Below are 21572 nucleotides of genomic sequence, written 5' to 3' on the forward strand. Positions count from 1 at the left end.
TTCGACCGTTATAACCACAATCAAGGAGGAAACAAAATGGCTAAAAAAAGCAAAAAAATGCAAGATGCATTAAAAAAAGTTGAAGCAACAAAAGTTTACCCTGTAGCAGAAGCAATCGCTTTGGCTAAAGATACAAATATTGCAAAATTCGACGCAACTGTTGAAGTTGCTTACCGTTTAAATGTAGACCCTAAAAAAGCAGACCAACAAATCCGTGGTGCAGTAGTATTACCTAACGGAACTGGTAAAACACAAAGCGTTTTAGTTTTTGCTAAAGGCGAAAAAGCAAAAGAAGCTGAAGCAGCTGGTGCTGATTACGTAGGCGACGCTGACATGGTTCAAAAAATCCAAGGTGGATGGTTTGGATTTGACGTAGTTGTAGCAACTCCAGACATGATGGCTGAAGTTGGTAAATTAGGTCGTGTCTTAGGTCCTAAAGGCCTTATGCCTAACCCTAAAACTGGTACTGTAACAATGGACGTAACAAAAGCTGTTAACGAAGTAAAAGCTGGTAAAGTAACTTACCGTGTTGACAAAGCTGGAAACATCCATGTACCAATCGGTAAAGTTTCATTTGATAATGAAAAATTACTAGAAAACTTCAATACAATCAACGATGTATTGTTGAAAGCTAAACCATCAGCAGCAAAAGGTCAATATATCAAAAACATTTCAGTAACAACTACATTTGGACCTGGAATCCATGTTGACCAAGCTTCTTTCTAATTAGAAAAGCTGAATAAGTAAAAAAATTATTGACTCAACTACCTGTCTCATGGTAAGGTAGTTGAGGTTAATAATTAACTGTACCGAAGACAGTAGGTGACGCAAGTCTTAATTTCCTACCGAGGACAATTGTTGATACATACAATTACGTCCCTCTATGTCAACGGTGGCATGGAGTTTATTTTGTTTTAATTACAAATAAGCTTCTCCATCAATAATCAGGAGGTGAAAATAAATGAGTGAAGCAGCAATCGCTAAAAAAGAAACCCTAGTCGAAGAAGCAACAGCTAAGTTTCAAGCAGCAGCTTCTGTAGTCATCGTTGACTACCGTGGTTTAACTGTAGAAGAAGTGACTAACTTACGTAAACAATTGCGTGATGCAAATGTTGAAATGAAAGTTATCAAAAACTCTATCCTTTCACGTGCAGCTAAAAAAGCTGGACTAGAAGGCTTGGACGAAGTATTTACAGGACCTACAGCAGTCGCTTTCAGTAACGACGATGTAGTAGCACCTGCTAAAATCATCGACGAATTTGCAAGCACTGCAAAAGCATTGGAAATCAAAGGTGGCGTTATTGAAGGTAAAGTATCTTCAGTAGAAGAAATGACATCTTTAGCAAAACTTCCAAGTCGCGATGGACTACTTTCTATGCTATTATCTGTATTACAAGCGCCAGTCAGACAAGTGGCTTACGCTGTCAAAGCAGTTGCAGAAAAAGAAGAAGAAGTTGCATAATTGCAGCCTAGTAATAACCTAAATTAAAAAAATAATGAATTATTAAAACGGAGGAAACCATAATGGCATTGAACATTGAAAACATTGTTGCAGAATTAGAAGGCGCAACTATTTTAGAATTAAACGACTTAGTAAAAGCTATTGAAGAAAAATTTGACGTATCTGCAGCAGCTCCTGTAGCAGCAGCAGCAGGACCAGCAGCAGCTGGCGAAGAACAAACTGAATTCACTGTAGAATTAACTGCAGCTGGAGACCAAAAAGTTAAAGTTATCAAAGCAGTTCGTGAAGCAACTGGTCTTGGCTTGAAAGAAGCTAAAGCAGTAGTTGATGGCGCACCTGCACCAGTTAAAGAAGGCGTTTCTAAAGATGAAGCAGAAGCTTTAAAAGCTGCTTTAGAAGAAGTTGGCGCTTCAGTAACAGTAAAATAATCTTTTTAAGATTGAATTTTAAAGCTAGAATCCATTTGGGTTCTAGCTTTTTTTGTTTATCAAACTAGCTTTCCAAAGCATATCAATCGAATATTTTGATAAAAGCGTTTAAACTTATATACATACACTTATTGATAAAGATAAGAAGGAGAGCTTACGATGGAAAGAGAAATCAGTGTTGAAGTAACTTGTAAAAATTGCGAAAAAGAAATGACTGGCAAGTTTTTATTAAATACAAGAACGGATAAATCAGATCATCAAAGAGTAAACATCCCTTTAGGAGAATTGAATCTTTCAGATAATGAAATTGAACTAGTTTGTGATGATATTATAGTAGATGATGAAATAAATTTGCACTATGATTGTAAGAATTGTGGTACTAAAAATCACGTAACGATTTTAGTGACAGAAGTGATGAAATAAAAATGATAAAAAAATAATATAAATATAGTTTCAGAGCATTTCTTTCGCAAGAAAATAGATAATCTGTTAGCATAATTAAGTAATTATTATTACATTTATTCTATTTGTAAGGGAGGTCATATATATGCATTGGTTATGGGTTTTAATTGTAGGTGGCGTTATCGGAGCAATTGCTGGAGCGATCACAAGTAAAGGAAAATCAATGGGCTGGATCTTCAATATTATTGCAGGTCTTGTAGGTTCATCGATTGGTCAATCACTTCTAGGAAGTTGGGGACCTCAAGTTGCCGGTATGGCACTATTTCCTTCAATCATAGGAGCTGTGATTTTAGTAGCAGTTGTGTCATTTTTTGTAGGTAAAAACTAAATTGATCCATAGAAAAACCGCTTAGAGCTTAAATTCTCTTAGCGGTTTTTTATTATTGAGTTTGGTGCCTCTATTTAAATAATTCATCAATAAAATCTTGATAATCTGTAGCTTTCAAAAGCTTGTCTAACTTCTCTTGATTTGAAAAAGTATCGATCATAAAATCAAATAATTGCCGGAATTTTTTCATATCATCTTGGTTCATAACAATCATAATAATCACTTGAACAAAGTGATTTCCCCATTTTACTGGCCGATCATTCAAAATAATCGAGATTCCTGTTTTTTCAGCACTCATTTCAATCGCATGTGGTAAAGCGACGGAGTTATTGAATGAGGTTGCAGACATTTTCTCTCGTTCTTTTATTAAGTCAATAAAATGAGAATCAATGTACTTTTTTTCAATCAATTGAGCGCCTAAATGTTCAATATATAGATCTGGAGTTTTTAAATAAATATTTCGTTCAAACTGCTCTGGTGTTAAGTATGTTTGGACACTTTCTTTTAAAGTTTCCAACAATTTCTCCTGTTTTACTAGCTGGATGGATTGTTGGATTTTTTTAATATCTTTTCCTGATAAAAAAGGAGAAATTAAAACGATATGTTCCAGCTCCTTCATTTCTATAGTCGATAAAACTAAATCAGCTTGTTGTATTACAGTCAGATTCTTACTGTCTAATCGATAAAAAGTTCCTACAATATTTAAACTAGATTTGAATGTATCCCCGATTTTATAAACTAAACGTTTGTGCATATCATAGTATTCTGGCGTATAGATCACACAACTTAATTTATTCTCTGTCTCAAATTTTTCCTCAAAATAAGAGCCAATGTGAAGAGCGATAAATGTAATTTCATCATCTGAAATTGGAATATTGATTTGTTTTTGAATCTGTTTGGCAATGAAGACAGCAACTTCATAAATAAAAGCATAGGATTGCTTGATTTCTTCAGATAAGGGATTATGAACTTGCTTGCCATTCTTTGCTCGTGAGATCAAATTCGACACATGCAAAGCTAAATTTAACACTAGCTCGTCTGAAATACGGGTAATAAAGTACTTTTCAGAAACCGTTTCCATCATCGTTGAAATAAAAGTATAGATAGAAGTACCCATATAATCCCTTAAGAAAGCGTCATTTGACGGTGAGATTTTAGTCATTAATAAGAGGGTCAAATTGTTGATTTCATAAAGATCCATCTCTACAGCAAAGGCTTGATCGATATCTTTTCCAATCTGTGTGGCAATTTGATATTCAAGTTGATCATTAGTAAATAGTTCAGGAACAAAATCCACTTCAGATCGTTGATGATGTTGAAGCCGATTAATGGCGATAGCGATATGAAGCAATAGACTGTTAATAGCGTAACCATTTATATAGAGATGTTGGTTGCTCAAACGGTCAATCACAATTTTTTGAATCGTTTCAATCGGAATATCTGGGAATACTGTTTGAATGTAATCCACAGATTGAAAATTTTGCAAAGCCTCATCCTGTAACATATCACTAGTAAGCTTTCTAAAGTTAGATTCGTCACCTTCTAGACTCAGAAAATGCCTTTGTTTAATGATTTTTAAATGATAGTTATTCATTTTTTTGCGTAGCCGAATGGTATCTTTTTCTATAGTTGGAATACTGACAAATAACGTTTCTGCAACTTCAAAGTAATCAACATTTTTGTGTTTTATCAATAGATTCATTAAATAATTCATGCGTTCGACAGGTATATTCAACTCTCGTTTATTATAAGAGATAAATTCATCAATCTGAATACTACTATCGATTTTATATCCTTGTTTGGAGGATTGGATCATTTCAACGTTAGCATTTTGATTGATCCGGGCTACATAGTTACGTATCGTTCTTGTTGACGTGGATAAAGCTTCTGCTAGAAAAGCTGAAGATAGCCAATTATGATGCTGGATCAGTAGTTTTACGAGTGCCGCTTCTTTCTTATTTAAGGACACAATATCCACTCCTCTCCACTTTTTTTATATCTCTCATTATTCTTTCTTTTAAATAGTAAATCAAGTACAGTTGCTTCCGCTAAAGCAGCAAGTGGAGGAAAGAATCATATTTGATAGTGGTGTGTAAAACCTAGATGATAGGAGTGTAATAAACAAGCTTGTTCAGCTGTTAAATTTAGGAGGGAAAAACATGAGTGAATTAAATGTATTATTAGTCTGCGGATCAGGTGCTAGCAGTGGATTTATGGCTGCTAATATGCGTAAAGCGGCCAAGGTAAAAAATTTAGACATGAGTATTGTTGCGAGAAGTGAATCGGAAATCGAAAACTATATTGAGGAAATTGACGCGTTGATGGTGGGACCACATCTTGAATATATCATTGATGAAATCGATGAAATTATCCACGGATTCCCAGTAAAAGTTATTCTGATGAAAAAAGAGTATTATGCGACGTTAGATGGGGATGCCGCTGTTGAACATTTGTTAAGTTCGTTAAAAGAAGACGAATAATGTGAAAAAGGAGACGTAAATATGAATAAGTTGATCTTTTGGTTGGAAAATAGTTTCTCACCTAAAATGAATAAAGTGAATAATAATCCGTGGATCGTCAGTATTAAAGATTCAATCATGCAGACGTTACCGTTCATTTTCTTAGGTTCTATTTTTTCAATGTTGGCTATTTTAAATGAGTATTTTCCGGCTTTGCCAAGTTTTTGGGTACCATTCGGCTGGACGATGGGAAAAATTTCGCTGTTCGTTGCTTTCTTGATTCCGTTTAACTTAATGGAGAAAAAACGATTGCGTAAACAACGAATCGTCGCTGGAATGAGCGGGTTAGTTTTGTTTTTAATGATTATTTCGCCTCAAATTGAGAAAGATGGTGTGGTCGGTTTTGGTCATGACGCATTGGGAGCTGGCGGGATGTTTGTTGCAATCGTTGCCGGATTGATTGCTGGATTTGTCTTGGTTACCTTAGGAAAATTTACATTCTTTAAAGAAGAATCAGTGATTCCTGATTTTGTCAGAGCTTGGTTTGATTCTATGTTGCCGATAGGAATTATTATCATTTTTGGCTGGGTCGTTGTTTTGATCATGAAAGTGGATTTATACAACATTGTTTTAAGTATTTTTATGCCATTATCGAGCTTTATGGAATCTCCTGGAGGTTTTGTAGGGATGATGTTTTTAATTTGTTTTCTTTATTCAATGGGGATTTCTACTTGGGTTTTAACACCTGTGGTTCAGCCAGTTTTGCTAAAAGCAATTGCTGAAAATATTGCACTAGTTCAAAATGGTACAGCATCTGTTGAGACGTTAAATTTAGTTACCAGCAGTACCTTATATTCAGCTTATCTATGGATTGGTGGAATTGGTTGTACGATGCCATTGGTTTTAATGATGATGCGAGCGCGATCTAAGAAAATCAGTGCACTAGGCAAGGCGTGTATCGTACCATCGATTTTTAATATCAATGAGCCGGTGATTTTCGGTGCTGTGGCGTGGAATCCGTTGTTGATGATTCCAATGTGGCTGCAAGGAATTATTTTACCGATCGTGATTTATATTTTTACAAAGGTAATTCCATTTGCACCAATTCCTAAAGTTCAGTTTGAATTGTGGTATTGTCCGTTTCCGTTTGCAACTTGGTTTACGACTGGGACGATTACTGGGATTATCTTGATGCTAGTTATTTTTGCGATATCGACAGCTATTTGGTATCCATTTTTTAAAGCATATGATGATCAAGAAACAAAAGCTGAAAATCAAACGATAAAGGAGGCTTAATTATATGGACGATATATTATCACAGCAAGCTATGAAGATTATTTTATTTGCTGGAGATGCCAGAGTTAATTGTAAAAATGCCCTTGTTGCAACTGAAAAGAACGATTTTGAAACAGCTACAGAAGAAATGAAGGTTGCCAAAACGAATATTACTGAAGCACATAAAATTCAAACGCAAGCTATCCAAAGTGAAATGGGCGAAGAGACAAACCAACATGAGCACTCTTTGTTATTCACGCATGCGCAAGATACATTGATGACGATCTACAGTGAAATCAATATGGCTAATCACTTAATCAAAATAGCTAAGCAACTCAATGATCGTTTAATATCACTTGAAAAAAATTAAAGAAAAGGGGTCAAAAGTATGTATCAAGTACCAACTGGGTTTCCAAAAAATTTTTTATGGGGCGGAGCTGTTGCTGCTAATCAATGTGAAGGCGCGTATGAGTTTGAAGGAAAAGGGACAAGTGTTGCTGATATCAATGAATTTAGAGCGGATCTGCCATTAGAAAAAAGATCGAACGCAGAAATTTCTACCAGTTACATTGAAGAAGCTTTGAATAGTAAAATAGGTATTTTTCCGAAGAGATGGGGGATCAATTTCAAGGAAACCTATCCAACGGATTTAAAATTATTAGGAGATATGGGCTTAAAACTATTTAGAACCTCGATCGATTGGTCACGAATTTTCCCAAATGGTGATGACCTTGAACCAAACGAAGCAGGATTGCTTTTTTATGATAAACTGATCGATGAAATTATCGCAAACGGTATGGAACCAATGATTACACTTTCTCACTATGAGATGCCGCTGAATCTTACATTGAATTATAAAGGCTGGTATTCAAGAGAAGTGGTGGATTTCTTTGTTCGTTACTGTAAAGTTATTTTTGACCGTTACCAAGGTAAAGTAAAATATTGGATCGTAATCAATCAGATCAATTTGATCGGTCATGAATCATTTAATCATTTAGGGATAGCCGAGGATAAAGTAGAAAATTTACAGGAGGCAAAATATCAAGGGGTGCATCATATGATGGTAGCATCGGCCTTAGCGACTGAATATGCTCATCAAGTTGACGGAAATTATGAAGTAGGGATGATGCTTTGTGGCGGTCCAGAATATGCGGCAACCTGTGATCCAGAAGATGTTTTGGCAACGCTGAAAATCAATCAAATGCAGTATTTTTTTGCTGACGTATTATTGAGAGGTTATTATCCAGGCTACGCGTTTCGCTATTTTAAAGAACATGACATTAAGCTAGAATTTGCAGAAGGGGATGAAGTTGCGCTGAAAAATACGGCAGATTACCTATCATTTTCTTATTACTATACGCAAATTTGTGATGCAAAACATGATGAACCTTATCGAAACAAAGCTTTGCCAGCAAATCCTTGGGGCTGGACGATTGATCCACTTGGACTAAGAACATTGCTGAATTCTTTTTATGACCGCTATCAATGTCCGATCTATATCACAGAAAATGGCATAGGCTGTTATGATAAGTTAGAGGAAGACAGAAGGATTCACGATGATTACCGAATCGATTACTACAAAGGTCATATCGAACAAATGAAAGAAGCAATCAAAGATGGTGTTGATCTTAGAGGATATTGTGCTTGGGGACCGATTGATATCATCAGCTGTTCTTCTTCTGAAATGAGTAAAAGATACGGATTTATTTATGTTGATCAAGATGATTATGGGAAAGGGAGTCAAAAACGGTATTTGAAAGATAGTTATGATTGGATGAAAATGATTATAGCTAGTAATGGAGAAACACTTTAACAGTGCTCAAAAAAGATCCAACAACCAGATTTATTCTGATTGTTGGATCTTTTTAAGCAAATTATCTCTTAGTCAATTTCACGACCACTTCACATCGTGCAGTTTGAGGAAACATATCAACTGATTGTAAGTACTTAACATCAAAAACTTTAGCTAGATCAACTAAATCTTTTGCAAGTGTGGACACATTACAAGATATATAAACCATTTTCTTTGGAGGTTGCTTTAAAATAGCCTTCAACAGTTTTTGATCCAATCCAGTTCTAGGCGGGTCAACGATGATTGAATCGGGTTTAAAACCGTTCTGAAGCCATTTTGGCAGCAATTCTTCAGCTGTTCCCACTTCATAATGGGTATTAGTCACACCTAAGCGTTCAGCATTCAACTTAGCATCTTCAATCGCAGCAGGAATAATATCCATTCCCCGAACTTCTTTGGCTTGTTTAGCAATGCTTAAACCAATCGTTCCAACGCCACAATAAGCATCAACGACTGTTTCATTTGGCTGTAATTCTAAAGCTTTCAAAGCCTCACTATATAAAACTTCCGTTTGTTCTGGATTTAGCTGGAAAAAGGCTCTAGGAGACAAATCAAATGTCACTTCGTTGATTTGTTCTTCAATACTTTCTTTGCCCCAAACGTGGATCGTCTCATCACCCATAACGATTGATGTTCGTTTATTTTGAACGTTTTGCATAATCGAAACGACCTCTGGAAGATGTTGTGTGATTTCTTCGATCAAGGCTTTTTTCTGTGGAAATTTTACGGATTGTGTAATGAAAACAACTTGGACTTCATTTGTTTTAACACCGACACGTACCATTAACGTTCGGAAGATACCGCTGTTTTTTCGTTCATTATAAATTGGTAATTGGTATTTGTTCAATAGCTCAACTAAAGCATTCATCACTTTAGTTGTCGCTGGTTGTTGAACGAGGCAATCATCAATAGGAACTAAACGATGAGAATCTGCTTGATAAAGACCAGCCTCAACTTCTCCCTCGATTTTACGTAATTGAAATTGCGCTTTATTCCGATAATTCCAAGGATTTTTCATTCCAATTGTTTTGGGTAGTTGATAGTTTTCATAGTTTCTTGGTCTGAACTTATTTAGCGACTGCTTTAATAGATCTTTTTTAAAGAGTAGTTGTGCCGGGTAAGCTAAATGCTGTAGCTGACAGCCACCGCAGGCTTCGTATACTGGACAAGGCGGCACGACACGTTCAGGTGTTGCTTTTACGATTTTTTTCAATTGTCCTTCAACAAAACGAGGAGCAACTTTTGTGATTTCTACAGAGATATCTTCTTTTGGTAAAGCACCTGGTACGAAAACGATCGTCTTTTTGTAATAGCCGATGCCTTCTCCGTTGATACCTAAACGTTTTATTTTTAAAGGAATCGTTTGTCCTTCTTTTAATAGTTGTGTGGTCATAATTCCATCCTTTTGATCCGTAGATCTATTAATCAAATATATCAATAGTTCTTATTTTAGCACAATTTACCTAGTTTAGCTTCTGCCAAATATATGTTATAGTAGAATATATGTTCTCACTAGAAAGGCGGAGAAAGATGGAAACAATTACAAAAATTACAAAAGACAAAGGTCAGTTTTATCTTATCTGGCTGTCTTCAGGAGAAAAATTACGTGTGTCTGAGGATACTTTAGTCCGACAACGTTTGTTAAAAGGACAAGAATTATCAGATGAAATGGTCGAAAAAATAAAAAAAGCTGGTTCTTATGACGTGGGATTGCAAATGTCCTTAAATTATTTAAGCTATCAGTTACGTTCAAAAAAAGAAATTTTAGATTATTTGAAGGAAAAGGAAATTTTACCGGAAGATCGAAAAAGTATCGTGATCCGCTTAGAAGAAATGAACCTTTTAGACGATAAAATATTTAGTGAAAGTTATGTCCGTACTTTGATGCGAACAAGTGATAAAGGACCCAAAATGATTGAACAACAACTAAAACGAAAAGGCTTGAATGACGAAGACATTCAACATGGGTTAACTTTTTATACTATGGATGAACAAGTAGAAGTAGCAAAAGCCACAGCCGAAAAAGCGATGAGACGTTACCGGACAAAGAGTTTCAAAGATGCCTTACAAAAAGTTCAAATGCATTTGATGCAAAAAGGGTTTAATCGAGAAGTGATTGATTTAGCCCTTGAAGAATTGTCATTTGAAAAAGACGAAGATCAAGAATTAGATGTTATCCGAAAAGAAGGCGATAAATTATGGGAAAAACATCGTAAATTAGATCCATACAAACGCTTGATGAAAGTCAAACAAGGACTGTTTCAAAAACGATTTGATTCAGATTTAATTCAGCAATATTTTGATGAAAAGGAATTAGAAAATGAAGAATGAAAAATATTGGGAGACTTGGAGTGATGAGCAGCTTCATTCATTTCAGAAAGAGTTTATCGTTTGGTATGAAAAAGAAAAAAGAAATTTACCTTGGCGTGTGAATTTAGATCCTTATCGAATCTGGATTTCAGAAATCATGTTGCAGCAAACCCGTGTGGATACGGTGATCGATTATTATTATCGTTTTATGGAATGGTTTCCCACAATTCAGGATTTAGCTGAAGCGCCAGATGACAAACTTTTAAAGGCTTGGGAAGGGTTAGGCTATTATTCTAGAGCTAGAAATTTAAAAGTTGCCGCTCAACAGATCGTCACAGAATTTAATGGTCAGATGCCCCAAACAATTGAAGAGATTCGTCAATTAAAAGGGATTGGGCCATACACAGCTGGAGCAATCGGCAGTATTGCTTTTCAACTTCCAGAACCTGCCATCGATGGAAATGTTATGCGAGTGGTCAGCCGTTTGTTTGAGATCAGTGATGATATTGCTAAAGCCAGCAGCCGTAAGGTTTTTGAAGAAGCTATGTACAAAATTATTGATAAAGAACGACCAGGTGATTTTAACCAGGCGATGATGGATCTTGGATCAGCAATTTGTACACCAACATCGCCAAAGTGTGAGGAATGCCCAATTCAATCTTATTGCTTAAGTTATAAAAACAATACGATGACGAATTTTCCAGTAAAATCTAAAAAACTAAAACCAAAAGATGTTTACTACATTGGCGGAATTATTGAGAATAAGCAACAAGAATTTCTATTAGAGCAACGTGAGAGTAAAGGCTTGTTAGCAAATATGTGGTTGTTTCCGATAGAAGAAGTCAGTAAAGAACGTTTTGAGTTTTTACAAAAAATGTGGGTAAAAGAAGATCAACAATTATCGTTTGATTTTGAAGAACCATTATTGGTTGCTGAAGAAAATCCAGCAATTTTTGAAAAATACTCTCAAGTAGTTTGGCAAAAAAGAACCTTAGGAGAGGTAACCCATATTTTCAGCCATCTAAAATGGCATGTTCTTGTGTTTTACGGACGACAAACAGGATTAACAGCTTTGGAGGAAAATCAAGAGTGGGCAACAAAAGAAGCATTCTCAAGTTACGTTTTTCCCAAACCTCAGCAAAAAATGTTAGACCTGTACAATAAAGAATTTAAAACAAAAGAATAATATTTGGTGCGGACCCTAAGTGCACATAAAATCCCTAGAAGATCCGCACCAAAATTTTGCTGAAATTAGAGGGAAAATAGCACTTTTTCTCATTTTAATTTAATGTTATACTAGATTTAGTGTTGGAATTGTGAAAATATGTCGTGTATTTTTATCAATTTCACAGTCTAGCTCTGTTTAGAGCTAGTGGATTGAAATGTAACGTAGGAACAGCTATGAAGCCTTCAGATGGGTCTAGCTCTGTTTAGAGCTAGTGGATTGAAATAACAGACACAACAACTTTGTCATTCTCCTGTAGCGGTCTAGCTCTGTTTAGAGCTAGTGGATTGAAATATAATATGGATAAAATTCTAAAGAAAAGAGGGGTGGTCTAGCTCTGTTTAGAGCTAGTGGATTGAAATAGCTAAGTTCATTGTCCGTACAGAAAAATGATGGTCTAGCTCTGTTTAGAGCTAGTGGATTGAAATTGCACTTGCGCTTTACCCATGCGAGCAAAGAAATCAGTCTAGCTCTGTTTAGAGCTAGTGGATTGAAATGGTTTATTCATTCGGTTCAGTCCTTTCGAATTTATGTCTAGCTCTGTTTAGAGCTAATAGATGAAATCAAAAGAAAATAATATCAGACAACTGAATGATCTAACTCTGTATAAAGCCACTAAATCAAAACAAATCTATTCCAATTTCAACATCAAATAAACGAAAATCAAACCATTTATTTTAATAGATATTCTCATTGTAATAAGAAAACAAACTACTTAGTATGCAAAGCTGAAAATTATGATATAATTGTAGTGATATCGGTGTAATGAACACCCAAACGAAGAGTAATCAGCTTTTAGAAGCGATTTTTCGTACTAGGGAAAGTTGGGGGACTATGGCAATTCCAAAAGAAGGTGAATTTGTAACGATTCAAAGTTACAAACACGATGGGCATTTGCATCGAACATGGCGAGATACTATGGTATTAAAAACAAGCGAGTATTCTTTGATCGGTGTCAACGATCATACTTTGGTGACAGAGTCGGATGGTAGACGTTGGGTTACTCGGGAACCAGCTATTGTTTATTTTCATAAAAAATACTGGTTCAACATAATAGCGATGATTAGAGAAAAGGGGGTTTCTTATTACTGCAATCTAGCGTCACCGTATCTTTTAGATGATGAAGCATTGAAATACATTGATTACGACTTGGATATCAAAGTTTTTCCTGATGGTGAAAAACGTTTATTGGATGTGGATGAATATGAATTCCACAGTAAAATCATGGATTATCCTGAAGATATTGATTTTATTCTAAAAGAAAATGTTAAGACGTTGGTCGATTGGATTAATAATGAAAAAGGTCCTTTCTCTGAATCCTATGTAGATATTTGGTATAAGCGATACCAAGAGCTATCAAAGAAATAGCCATTGTAAGATGCTAAATGAAGAAAACAGTAGGAAAACGTACGTAAGTTTCCTTACTGTTTTTTTATTTATTATTTTATTTACATTTTATAAAAATTTTATTGCATAAATAATGAATGATGATATAATTTGTTTATAAAAATGGAGGTAAGAACATGAGAAATAGTGTTAAAATGTTTTTAAAAGGTTTGGGAATCGTCTCTATCATTTGTGTCAGTTTTGCTTTAGGGAAAAGTAACACTGCGGATGAGAGAAAAGTTTATATTCCATCTGATGAAATGAGAAAGTCAATTGTAGAGTCAGCAAAATGGAATCCTGAAACGGAACAGGAAGAAGTAATTACTGATGAGCTGCCAACAGTAAGACAAGTTGAGCGGGTGGACAATGTGTTCCTTACAGGTAGATCACTTGAAGGCGCTCAATATCTTACGAATGTAGAATCTGCTGTCTATATCCCTGCAGAAGAGGGAAGTATTGATATGCGACCAATCGGAAAAATGAAAAATTTAAAAATGTTGCAATATTACACATATCCTACAGAAGATAAAGGAACTCATATGGTGCAAGATATTTCTTATCTATCTGAGTTACAAAAGCTAGAGTCTTTAGATTTATATCATTATCCAGTACTTGATCTTACCCCTCTCTCGAATTTGAAAAACTTAAATAGATTTAATGGTGCATCTAACGTAACTGCTCCTAAAATGATTGTGGACAAAAAATTTAAACAAATATTATTTGAACATCCAATGAAATACTCTACTCAATTTTCAGATGGGAGCAAAGACGTTAATTATGCCTCTATGAGTAATGAAGATGGATCTTGGAATAAAGAAATTAAGCCAGATTTGAAAGGCAATATTATCACAATCAGTAATATTGAAGAACAAGCTACAAACATTGAGATTCACCTTGGTGCGAGCTCAGCTGATAAATATTATCGACATGAGCTTATTTATGAAATCCCTATTGTCTGGTACTAATTTTTTAAACTAGGTGTGAGATAGTTATACAAAGAAAAAAGCCGATTTCATTCTGTTGAAATCGGTTTTTTCTTTATGATTAGACAGTGAAAATATAAAGGGTTAAAGGGCTTTAGTCATTTTATAATGTTCAATATGTGCGTCAAGGAACATGTCACCATCTTTGATATAACCCATTCTTTCATAAAAGCCAAGAGCTGTTACCTGAGCACCTAAAGTCATAGTATTATACCCTTGGTCTTTAGAAAATTGTTCAGCACTTTCTACGATCAGTCGACCATGGTCTTTTCCTCTATACTCTTTTTGAACAGCCATGCGCTGTAATTTCATCACGCCATCTTTAAGAGGTAATAGTCGACAAGTAGCGATCGCTTCATTGTCATCACCATATAAGACAAAGTGAATACAAGCAGCTTCGTATTTATCGATTTCAATTTCGCTTGGAACACCTTGTTCTTGCATGAAAACTTGATGACGGATTTTAACAGCATCTAGGTAAATATCACTCATAGTATCTTTTGTATGGACGATTTTCATTTGGCACCTCTAAAATAATTATTTAATATATTATACATCAAAAAATCAGACATTAGAACTTTGAAATAATTTGAAGTCTATCTTTTGTAAAAACAGTATGAACAGTGTACATTATAAATAAAAAAAGAAGGAGTGGGTAGAAGATGAATACAGATGAAATTGTACAAAAAGTGAAAGAACTGATCGGTGAAGGAAATTTTGAAAAAGCAAAACAGTTCCTTGAAGAGCACAAAGATGAGATTGGTGAACAATACGAAAAATTAAAAGGCATGATTCCTGATATTGATGCAGGCGGATTAGCTGACAAAGTCAAAGGCTTTTTCAAAAAATAAACTAAAATAACTAAATTAAACATCCGTTACTGTAATTTTGACGGATGTTTGTTTATTGTCTGAGTGTAAAAATAGGTACAAAGAAGTATTGCTATTCAATTTAAGAAAAGGTATGCTAAAATCTACTAACAAGCAATTGTTTTTCTATTTATTAAGGGAATAAAAGGTAATATTATTAGTGATAAAGGAGGATCATCTTTGTTTGAAAAATTAAGACAATCAAAATTATTTTTTTGGTCAGCAGAATTGCTAGTTATTGCAACGTTGATTTTTGTCTCAACGAAAATCAATTTTCTATTTGCACCGATCGGAACGTTTTTCTCAACGCTATTTGCTCCAGTTTTAGTGGCAGGTTTTCTTTATTATATTTTAAATCCAATCGTTAATTTATTGATGAAAGCCAAGATGAAGCGAACATATGCCGTAATACTCGTTTTATTAATTTTAGTTGTGGCTATTGTGTTGATTTTAGTCAGTGTTATTCCTAAGTTGGCTTCTCAGTTAGCCAGTTTGGCTTCAAACATGCCAACGGTTTTCAGTAATGTGGAAGCGTGGGTTTATAGAATGGCTGAATTGCCTTTGTTTAAAGATGTTGATCTAACAGGATATATAGAGAAATTGGACATTTCTTATGGAAATATTATTCAGCAATTTTTAAGCGGTTTGTCAAATAGTTTAGGATCCGTTGTTTCAACCGTTGCCTCAACAACAATCGTCATTTTTACAGCACCATTCATCTTATTTTATATGTTAAAAGATGGAGATCGATTAGTGCCTGGAATCGAGCGTTTTTTACCAGAGAAACGTCGGGAGAGCATTGCTGAATTGCTGGAAAAAATCAACAAAACGTTGGCAAACTATATTAGCGGACAAGCTATTGAATGTTTATTCGTAGCAACGTTTACAGCAATTGGTTATTCATTGATAGGTGTTCGTTACGCCTTTTTATTCGGAGTGATCGCAGGGTTTGCCAATTTGATTCCTTACCTTGGACCATATATAGGCTTGGCTCCAGCTGTTTTTGTCACTGTTTTTGATGAACCAATCAAAGCTGTATTCTGTTGTATAGTTGTTTTAGTAGTACAGCAAATTGACGGAAATATCATTTATCCAAATGTAATTGGAAAATCATTACAGATTCATCCGTTGACGATCATTATTGTGTTACTGGTTGCCGGAAATATTGCTGGGCTTTTGGGTATTTTCTTGGGGGTTCCATTCTATGCAATTGCTAAAACGGTTGCTATTCATGTGATGGGAATGATTCGAGAAAGTAGAAGCGAAAAAATCGTGTTGACTGGTGAAGAAAATGAGATGTCGATGAAAGAAAAATGACATCGAATATTGAAATTAATCGCTGTTTGTGATAGGATTTTAACGTGACTACTAAAAGTGGTCACGTTTTTTATCAAATTGATTAGTAAACAGTTTGTTACTAAATGAAATTGGAAAACGAAGTACAGCGTTTTCTGAATAATTTTAAGAGGAGAGAGTGCACATTATGAATGCTGACCCCGAGAGTCAGTCGCTTATCGCGCAAATTTTATTATTGATCGTATTAACCTTGATCAATGCGTTTCTTGCTGCAGCGGAGATAGCAGTTGTTTCAGTAAATAAGAATCGTGTCGAACAAAAAGCAGAAGAAGGAGACGCGAAAGCTAAGAAGTTATTAAAGATTTTGCAAGATCCAACTAGCTTTTTATCAACGATTCAAGTTGGGATTACTTTAGTTAATATCTTGTCCGGAGCTTCCCTAGCTGATACCTTATCAGCAAGACTAGCACCCGTTCTTGGTGGCGGAGCTGCCGCAAAAAGTATAGCGAATATTATTATTTTAGCTATGTTGACGTATGTTTCCATTGTTTTTGGTGAATTGTATCCAAAACGAATTGCAATGAACAAATCAGAAGAAGTAGCACAAGCAACTTCTGGATTTGTACGTATATTAGGAGTGATCGCTCGACCGTTTGTATGGTTGTTATCTGCTTCTACAGACTTACTTTCAAAACTTACACCAATGAAATTTGATGATGCTGATTCAAAAATGACGCGTGACGAAATGCGTTATATGCTAGAATCAGAAGGTGTTTTAGATAATGATGAATTAGAGATGCTGCAAGGTGTATTTTCATTAGACACCAAAGTAGCTCGTGAAGTAATGGTTCCGCGCACGGATGCCTTTATGATTGATATTGAAGATGATATCCAAGATAATATTGATGCCGTTTTATCACAAAACTTTTCAAGAATTCCAGTATACAATGAAGATAAAGATAAAATTGTCGGCGTACTGCACACTAAAAATTTACTAAAAGCAGCGCATAAATTAGGTTTTGACAAGATTCAATTAAAGAATATTATCCAAGAACCATTATTTGTACCAGAAACGATTTTTATTGATGATTTATTATACGAGCTAAAAAGAACGCAAAACCAAATGGCCATTTTACTTGATGAATATGGCGGCGTAGTTGGTTTAGCTACGTTGGAAGATTTGTTAGAGGAAATCGTTGGAGAAATCGATGATGAGACCGATGAGGTAGAAAATTTATATTCTAAAATCAATGATCATGAATATTTGGTTCAAGGAAGAATGCTGATAGACGAGTTCAATGAAGCCTTCGGAACAGATTTGCACATGAGTGATGTTGACACCATGGCAGGTTACTTGATCACGGCATTAGGGACAATTCCTGATGAAGGAGAGAAATTGTCATTTGATGTTGGTAATATCACACTGACTTCTGAAGAAATGGAAGGAACAAGGGTTTTAGCCTTAAAAGTTGTTTTCCATGATGAAGAAACAGTTGATGAAGAACCAGAAGAATATCGTCGCTTTTTCCGTAAAGAAATGGAAGACGATGAACCAAGAAGATAATAAAGATGGGAAGAGATGAGCCGAAATGGCTTTTTATCTCTTCCTTTTTTATTTAAAATGATTACTAGATTTTTTATTGTAAAGAGCTTTGATTGCTTGATAAAGACCGATGTATTGTTCATCATTATCAGAAGAAAAACGAAACACAAAAGACGGCAAATGACATTTTTCTGGTATTAAATAGGCAGATGTAGTCAAAAGAAAATCAAATGAAGAAAACTCGCCAGCATTATAGGCTACTAACTCCACAAAAGGCAATTCGTTAATAAATTGAGTCAAAGGCTGAACAAGTAAGTAATTAGATTCAGCGATCATGGCAATACGGACAACATTATCTACTTGAAAAGAACTATAAAGTGGAACTAAAAGTGCTGCCAATGTATCTGATAATTGATTGATAGAATCTTTAAGCCAATCAAAATTTTTTCTTTTCGAGATTTTTCGAAAGAAGGTTTTAAAGTGTGTAAATAACAGGTAATAGTATTCATTTTTTGAATAGAGCGAGTGATCAATTGAACGAAACAGTGTTGGAAATGGTTTTTCCATAATTACTGAAGAGAAAATAATATTCCCAATATTTCCAAAGAGGATTGGTTGCGCTGCCCATGAAAAATCATCGGGTACAAATTGGTTACTAAAAAAATCACAAAATTCATTCATTAATTTAGTAGCTGAATTTATGTGGGTGTCTAAATAATTATGTAACAACGACAAACGATGGTCATCTTCTCTGAAAAAATTTGGCGTAGAACTCAATAGATAGGAAGCAAATTGAGCTTCTGCTGCCACTGCGTTTGTGTCCTTGATTAAATGACCAAAAAAAGATTGTGCATATGTTTCATTAGTTGGAATATAAGGATCAATTTTGGTGCGTTCAGTTAGAATGTTTCCCGAAGTTATTCGCAGATAAACGATATCCAGCATAAGTGTAATTTGTTTATGAGCAGAGTAACTATTGCTATCAGGAAAATAAGGGTTGATAAGGTCAGTGACTTCTTCATAATTGACCAGAGCATGAGAAAGTTTAGGGAGATTAGTTCCTTGAGAGGCCAGCCAAATCAACGTATAAAGAGTGATTCTGATCATTCGTTCATCACCATAAAGCTTTAGTTGTGAAGTGTTCATTTTAATGCCAAACTGTTTAAAGTAGTTGCTCAGTAAAGATGATTTACGGACAACTGTTGTTCTACTATGATAATTTTTCTCGCAAAATTTATTCAAAGTATCATCTGGATAAAATAGGATAGACACTAATAATTGATAAGGAACACTTTGAGTAATTAGGTATTGATAGTACATATCATACGTACTATATTGTTTATAATGGACACCATTTGTTTGAAGGATCTCTATTTTTGTTCCAGTCATTTTAGTTAAATCTTGCTGAATCTGTTCTAGCAGATAAACGACCCGGCTATATGAATAGTCCAATCTGTTTTCAAAAAAATTGATACTGTGTTGTTTATCAGAAAATCTAATTAATGATTTAAATAACGTTAATTTACGTTTGGCAGTATCTTCCAACATCATTGCTTCGAGCATGGTGTAACCTCCTTAACGGTCTATTTCTCAATATAAGAAAAAGTGTGGGATTCTTTTGAATAATTCATAGGAAAATACAATCATTGAATAACGATCTAATATATAAAATACTATGAAATACAGTATATGTATGATGATTAAATAACGAATTAGTAATATTAATAAAGAAATTAGACATAAATTTTAGACATTTGCACAATTAAACAACAAACCTTATACTTGATTTAGTTAAGTGTAAAACAATTTTTAGTAACAATGCTAGTATTTTAGCAAATAAAATATAGTATCTATTTCTTCCCCAATTATAGAGATCAAGACAAAATTCATTGAGTTTTGTTTTGGTCTCTTTTATTTTTTTGTGAAACTTAGCTAAAGCCTTTGAAAGTCAAGGTAATTCCATGATATACTACACTAGTTGAAGAATAAAGATATAGGGAGAATTTTCCGATGTAGATAATTGTTTAAATAAATTATAAAGCTAAATGAATTTTTTTTCGAGTGAAAATAATAATAGATTGGAGCAACAAATGAATAATCCAAATTTAAAAAAACAGGTAGACAGCCGTCGTACGTTTGCTATTATTTCCCATCCGGATGCTGGTAAAACGACGATCACAGAACAGCTTTTACTCTTTGGTGGAGCAATTCGCCAAGCAGGAACAGTAAAAGGAAAGAAAACTGGAAATTTTGCAAAATCCGATTGGATGGAAATCGAAAAACAAAGAGGGATTTCTGTAACTAGTTCAGTGATGCAATTTGACTATGATGGAAAACGTGTAAATATCTTGGACACACCAGGACACGAAGACTTTTCAGAAGATACCTATCGGACTTTGATGGCCGTAGATAGTGCGGTCATGGTTATTGACAGCGCAAAAGGGATAGAAGCGCAAACAAAGAAATTATTCCAAGTTGTTAAAAAACGAGGCATTCCGATTTTTACGTTTATCAATAAATTAGATAGAGATGGCCGTGAACCTTTAGAATTGCTTGAAGAATTAGAAGAGTTGCTAGACATCGAATCTTACCCAATGAACTGGCCGATTGGCATGGGGAAAGGTTTAGAAGGGTTATATGATATTTACAACAAGCGTGTAGAGGTCTATAGACCTGAAAATAATAATGGTGAACGTTTCATTCCATTAGTGGATGGCGATATCCCGAGTGATTTACCACTTCATAAGGATAGTGTTTATCAACAAGTATTAGAAGAAGTTGAATTATTAGTTGAAGCAGGCGACGAGTTTGATACAGAGAAAATTGCTCGTGGTGATCAAACTCCAGTCTTCTTTGGTTCAGCGTTAACAAACTTTGGTGTACAAACGATGTTAGAAACATTTCTACAATTCGCTCCATCTCCATATGGTCATAAGACAGAAGATGGTGAAGAAGTTAGTCCTTACGAAGAAGAATTTTCTGGATTTGTTTTTAAAATCCAAGCGAATATGAATCCTGCTCATCGAGATCGAATTGCATTTGTACGGATTTGTTCGGGAACCTTTGAACGCGGCATGGATGTAGTTTTAGGTAGAACAGGCAAGAAGATCAAGTTAAGCAATGTAACACAGTTTATGGCGGATTCCAGAGAAAATGTGGAAGAGGCTGTGGCAGGTGATATCATCGGGATCTATGATACAGGGAATTACCAAATCGGTGATACGTTGTTTGAAGGTAAATTAAAAGTGCAATACGAAGAGCTACCTTCATTCACACCTGAGCTCTTTATGAAAGTCAATGCTAAAAATGTGATGAAACAAAAATCCTTCCATAAAGGAATCAATCAGCTCGTTCAAGAAGGAGCTATTCAACTGTATAAAACGTATTTAACAGAAGAATATATCCTTGGTGCGGTTGGACAATTGCAATTTGAAGTGTTCCAACATCGTATGTTGAATGAATATAATGCTGAAGTCGTTATGACACCAATGGGATCAAAAATCGCTCGTTGGATCGATCCAGCTGATTTAGATGAACGAATGAGCTCTAGTCGTAATATCTTAGCGAGAGATCGTTTCGATCAACCACTATTTTTATTTGAAAATCAATTTGCTATGCGTTGGTTTGCGGATAAGTATCCAGATGTTGAATTGAAATCTCTTCTATAAAATTGTAATAGACCAAAAAAATATTT

At 34.9% G+C, this 21572-nt stretch carries 21 protein-coding genes, 1 CRISPR repeat array and 1 other annotated feature; of the genes, 17 read left to right on the forward strand and 4 right to left on the reverse strand.

Translation table 11 applies throughout. The features are described 5' to 3' along the window. The first annotated feature begins 36 nt into the window (after positions 1 to 36). The 5 genes from rplA to JZO69_RS09380 all read left to right on the forward strand — a co-directional run bounded on the left by rplA (position 37) and on the right by JZO69_RS09380 (position 2680). On the forward strand, positions 37 to 726 hold the full coding sequence (gene rplA, locus JZO69_RS09360) for a 50S ribosomal protein L1 (protein ID WP_010760577.1): 690 nt from the start codon (positions 37 to 39) through the stop codon (positions 724 to 726). A 65-nt stretch (positions 727 to 791) separates the two neighbouring features. Then, positions 792 to 919: a sequence feature (ribosomal protein L10 leader region), on the forward strand. A 42-nt stretch (positions 920 to 961) separates the two neighbouring features. Then, the gene (rplJ, locus tag JZO69_RS09365) at positions 962 to 1462 is read left to right on the forward strand and encodes a 50S ribosomal protein L10 (protein ID WP_010760578.1); all 501 of its coding nucleotides are present in this window, start codon (positions 962 to 964) and stop codon (positions 1460 to 1462) included. Between the two features lie 62 nt (positions 1463 to 1524). Further along, complete coding sequence (gene rplL, locus JZO69_RS09370) at positions 1525 to 1890, forward strand: 50S ribosomal protein L7/L12 (protein ID WP_025872833.1); 366 nt, start codon at positions 1525 to 1527, stop codon at positions 1888 to 1890. 159 nt (positions 1891 to 2049) lie between these two features. Further along, positions 2050 to 2313, forward strand: a complete 264-nt coding sequence (locus JZO69_RS09375) for a hypothetical protein (protein WP_207112615.1) — start codon at positions 2050 to 2052, stop codon at positions 2311 to 2313. A 124-nt stretch (positions 2314 to 2437) separates the two neighbouring features. Next, positions 2438 to 2680, forward strand: coding sequence for a GlsB/YeaQ/YmgE family stress response membrane protein (locus JZO69_RS09380; RefSeq protein ID WP_010765775.1), 243 nt, complete (start codon positions 2438 to 2440; stop codon positions 2678 to 2680). Positions 2681 to 2750: 70 nt separating this feature from the next. On the opposite strand, the gene JZO69_RS09385 is transcribed toward JZO69_RS09380, so the two are convergent. After that, positions 2751 to 4649: a PRD domain-containing protein gene (locus tag JZO69_RS09385; RefSeq protein ID WP_207112616.1), complete on the reverse strand. Its 1899-nt coding sequence runs from the start codon at positions 4647 to 4649 to the stop codon at positions 2751 to 2753. A gap of 190 nt (positions 4650 to 4839) precedes the next feature. Between JZO69_RS09385 and JZO69_RS09390 the strand changes: the two genes are divergently transcribed. The 4 genes from JZO69_RS09390 to JZO69_RS09405 are packed head-to-tail and all read left to right on the forward strand — an operon-like array spanning position 4840 to position 8227. After that, on the forward strand, positions 4840 to 5160 hold the full coding sequence (locus tag JZO69_RS09390) for a PTS sugar transporter subunit IIB (RefSeq protein ID WP_207112617.1): 321 nt from the start codon (positions 4840 to 4842) through the stop codon (positions 5158 to 5160). 21 nt (positions 5161 to 5181) lie between these two features. After that, positions 5182 to 6435, forward strand: coding sequence for a PTS sugar transporter subunit IIC (locus JZO69_RS09395; RefSeq protein WP_207112618.1), 1254 nt, complete (start codon positions 5182 to 5184; stop codon positions 6433 to 6435). Between the two features lie 4 nt (positions 6436 to 6439). Next, the gene (locus JZO69_RS09400; RefSeq protein ID WP_207112619.1) at positions 6440 to 6784 is read left to right on the forward strand and encodes a PTS lactose/cellobiose transporter subunit IIA; all 345 of its coding nucleotides are present in this window, start codon (positions 6440 to 6442) and stop codon (positions 6782 to 6784) included. A gap of 18 nt (positions 6785 to 6802) precedes the next feature. Then, a complete protein-coding gene (locus tag JZO69_RS09405; protein WP_207112620.1) occupies positions 6803 to 8227 on the forward strand; it encodes a glycoside hydrolase family 1 protein in 1425 nt (474 codons plus the stop codon). A gap of 61 nt (positions 8228 to 8288) precedes the next feature. On the opposite strand, the gene rlmD is transcribed toward JZO69_RS09405, so the two are convergent. Further along, a complete protein-coding gene (gene rlmD / locus JZO69_RS09410; RefSeq protein ID WP_207112621.1) occupies positions 8289 to 9659 on the reverse strand; it encodes a 23S rRNA (uracil(1939)-C(5))-methyltransferase RlmD in 1371 nt (456 codons plus the stop codon). A 137-nt stretch (positions 9660 to 9796) separates the two neighbouring features. Between rlmD and recX the strand changes: the two genes are divergently transcribed. The 4 genes from recX to JZO69_RS09430 all read left to right on the forward strand — a co-directional run bounded on the left by recX (position 9797) and on the right by JZO69_RS09430 (position 14152). Next, entirely contained in the window at positions 9797 to 10597 is an 801-nt protein-coding gene (gene recX, locus JZO69_RS09415; RefSeq protein ID WP_086312086.1) for a recombination regulator RecX, read from the forward strand. Further along, on the forward strand, positions 10587 to 11762 hold the full coding sequence (mutY, locus tag JZO69_RS09420) for an A/G-specific adenine glycosylase (protein WP_207112622.1): 1176 nt from the start codon (positions 10587 to 10589) through the stop codon (positions 11760 to 11762). The genes recX and mutY overlap by 11 nt, the downstream gene beginning before the upstream one ends. Positions 11763 to 11927: 165 nt before the next feature. Continuing rightward, a CRISPR array of direct repeats spans positions 11928 to 12366; the repeat unit is 33 nt; unit sequence GTCTAGCTCTGTTTAGAGCTAGTGGATTGAAAT. Positions 12367 to 12635: 269 nt separating this feature from the next. Beyond that, entirely contained in the window at positions 12636 to 13169 is a 534-nt protein-coding gene (gene bph, locus JZO69_RS09425; protein ID WP_207112623.1) for a biofilm phosphatase Bph, read from the forward strand. 155 nt (positions 13170 to 13324) lie between these two features. Beyond that, positions 13325 to 14152: a hypothetical protein gene (locus JZO69_RS09430; protein WP_207112624.1), complete on the forward strand. Its 828-nt coding sequence runs from the start codon at positions 13325 to 13327 to the stop codon at positions 14150 to 14152. A 102-nt stretch (positions 14153 to 14254) separates the two neighbouring features. On the opposite strand, the gene JZO69_RS09435 is transcribed toward JZO69_RS09430, so the two are convergent. After that, a complete protein-coding gene (locus JZO69_RS09435) occupies positions 14255 to 14689 on the reverse strand; it encodes a GNAT family N-acetyltransferase (protein ID WP_207112625.1) in 435 nt (144 codons plus the stop codon). Positions 14690 to 14832: 143 nt separating this feature from the next. On the opposite strand from JZO69_RS09435, the gene JZO69_RS09440 reads away from it, so the two are divergent. The 3 genes from JZO69_RS09440 (at position 14833) to JZO69_RS09450 (ending at position 17899) form a co-directional block, all read left to right on the forward strand. Beyond that, positions 14833 to 15021: a hypothetical protein gene (locus JZO69_RS09440; protein WP_207112626.1), complete on the forward strand. Its 189-nt coding sequence runs from the start codon at positions 14833 to 14835 to the stop codon at positions 15019 to 15021. Between the two features lie 198 nt (positions 15022 to 15219). Next, positions 15220 to 16356, forward strand: coding sequence for an AI-2E family transporter (locus JZO69_RS09445; protein ID WP_207112627.1), 1137 nt, complete (start codon positions 15220 to 15222; stop codon positions 16354 to 16356). Positions 16357 to 16522: 166 nt separating this feature from the next. Next, positions 16523 to 17899, forward strand: coding sequence for a hemolysin family protein (locus tag JZO69_RS09450; protein WP_207112633.1), 1377 nt, complete (start codon positions 16523 to 16525; stop codon positions 17897 to 17899). Between the two features lie 48 nt (positions 17900 to 17947). On the opposite strand, the gene JZO69_RS09455 is transcribed toward JZO69_RS09450, so the two are convergent. Beyond that, on the reverse strand, positions 17948 to 19441 hold the full coding sequence (locus tag JZO69_RS09455; protein WP_207112628.1) for a helix-turn-helix domain-containing protein: 1494 nt from the start codon (positions 19439 to 19441) through the stop codon (positions 17948 to 17950). Positions 19442 to 19968: 527 nt separating this feature from the next. On the opposite strand from JZO69_RS09455, the gene JZO69_RS09460 reads away from it, so the two are divergent. Then, entirely contained in the window at positions 19969 to 21546 is a 1578-nt protein-coding gene (locus tag JZO69_RS09460) for a peptide chain release factor 3 (RefSeq protein WP_207112629.1), read from the forward strand. Positions 21547 to 21572: the final 26 nt, after the last annotated feature.

Source organism: Candidatus Enterococcus ikei, assembly GCF_017316105.1.
Classification (GTDB): Bacteria; Bacillota; Bacilli; order Lactobacillales; family Enterococcaceae; genus Enterococcus_L; species Enterococcus_L ikei.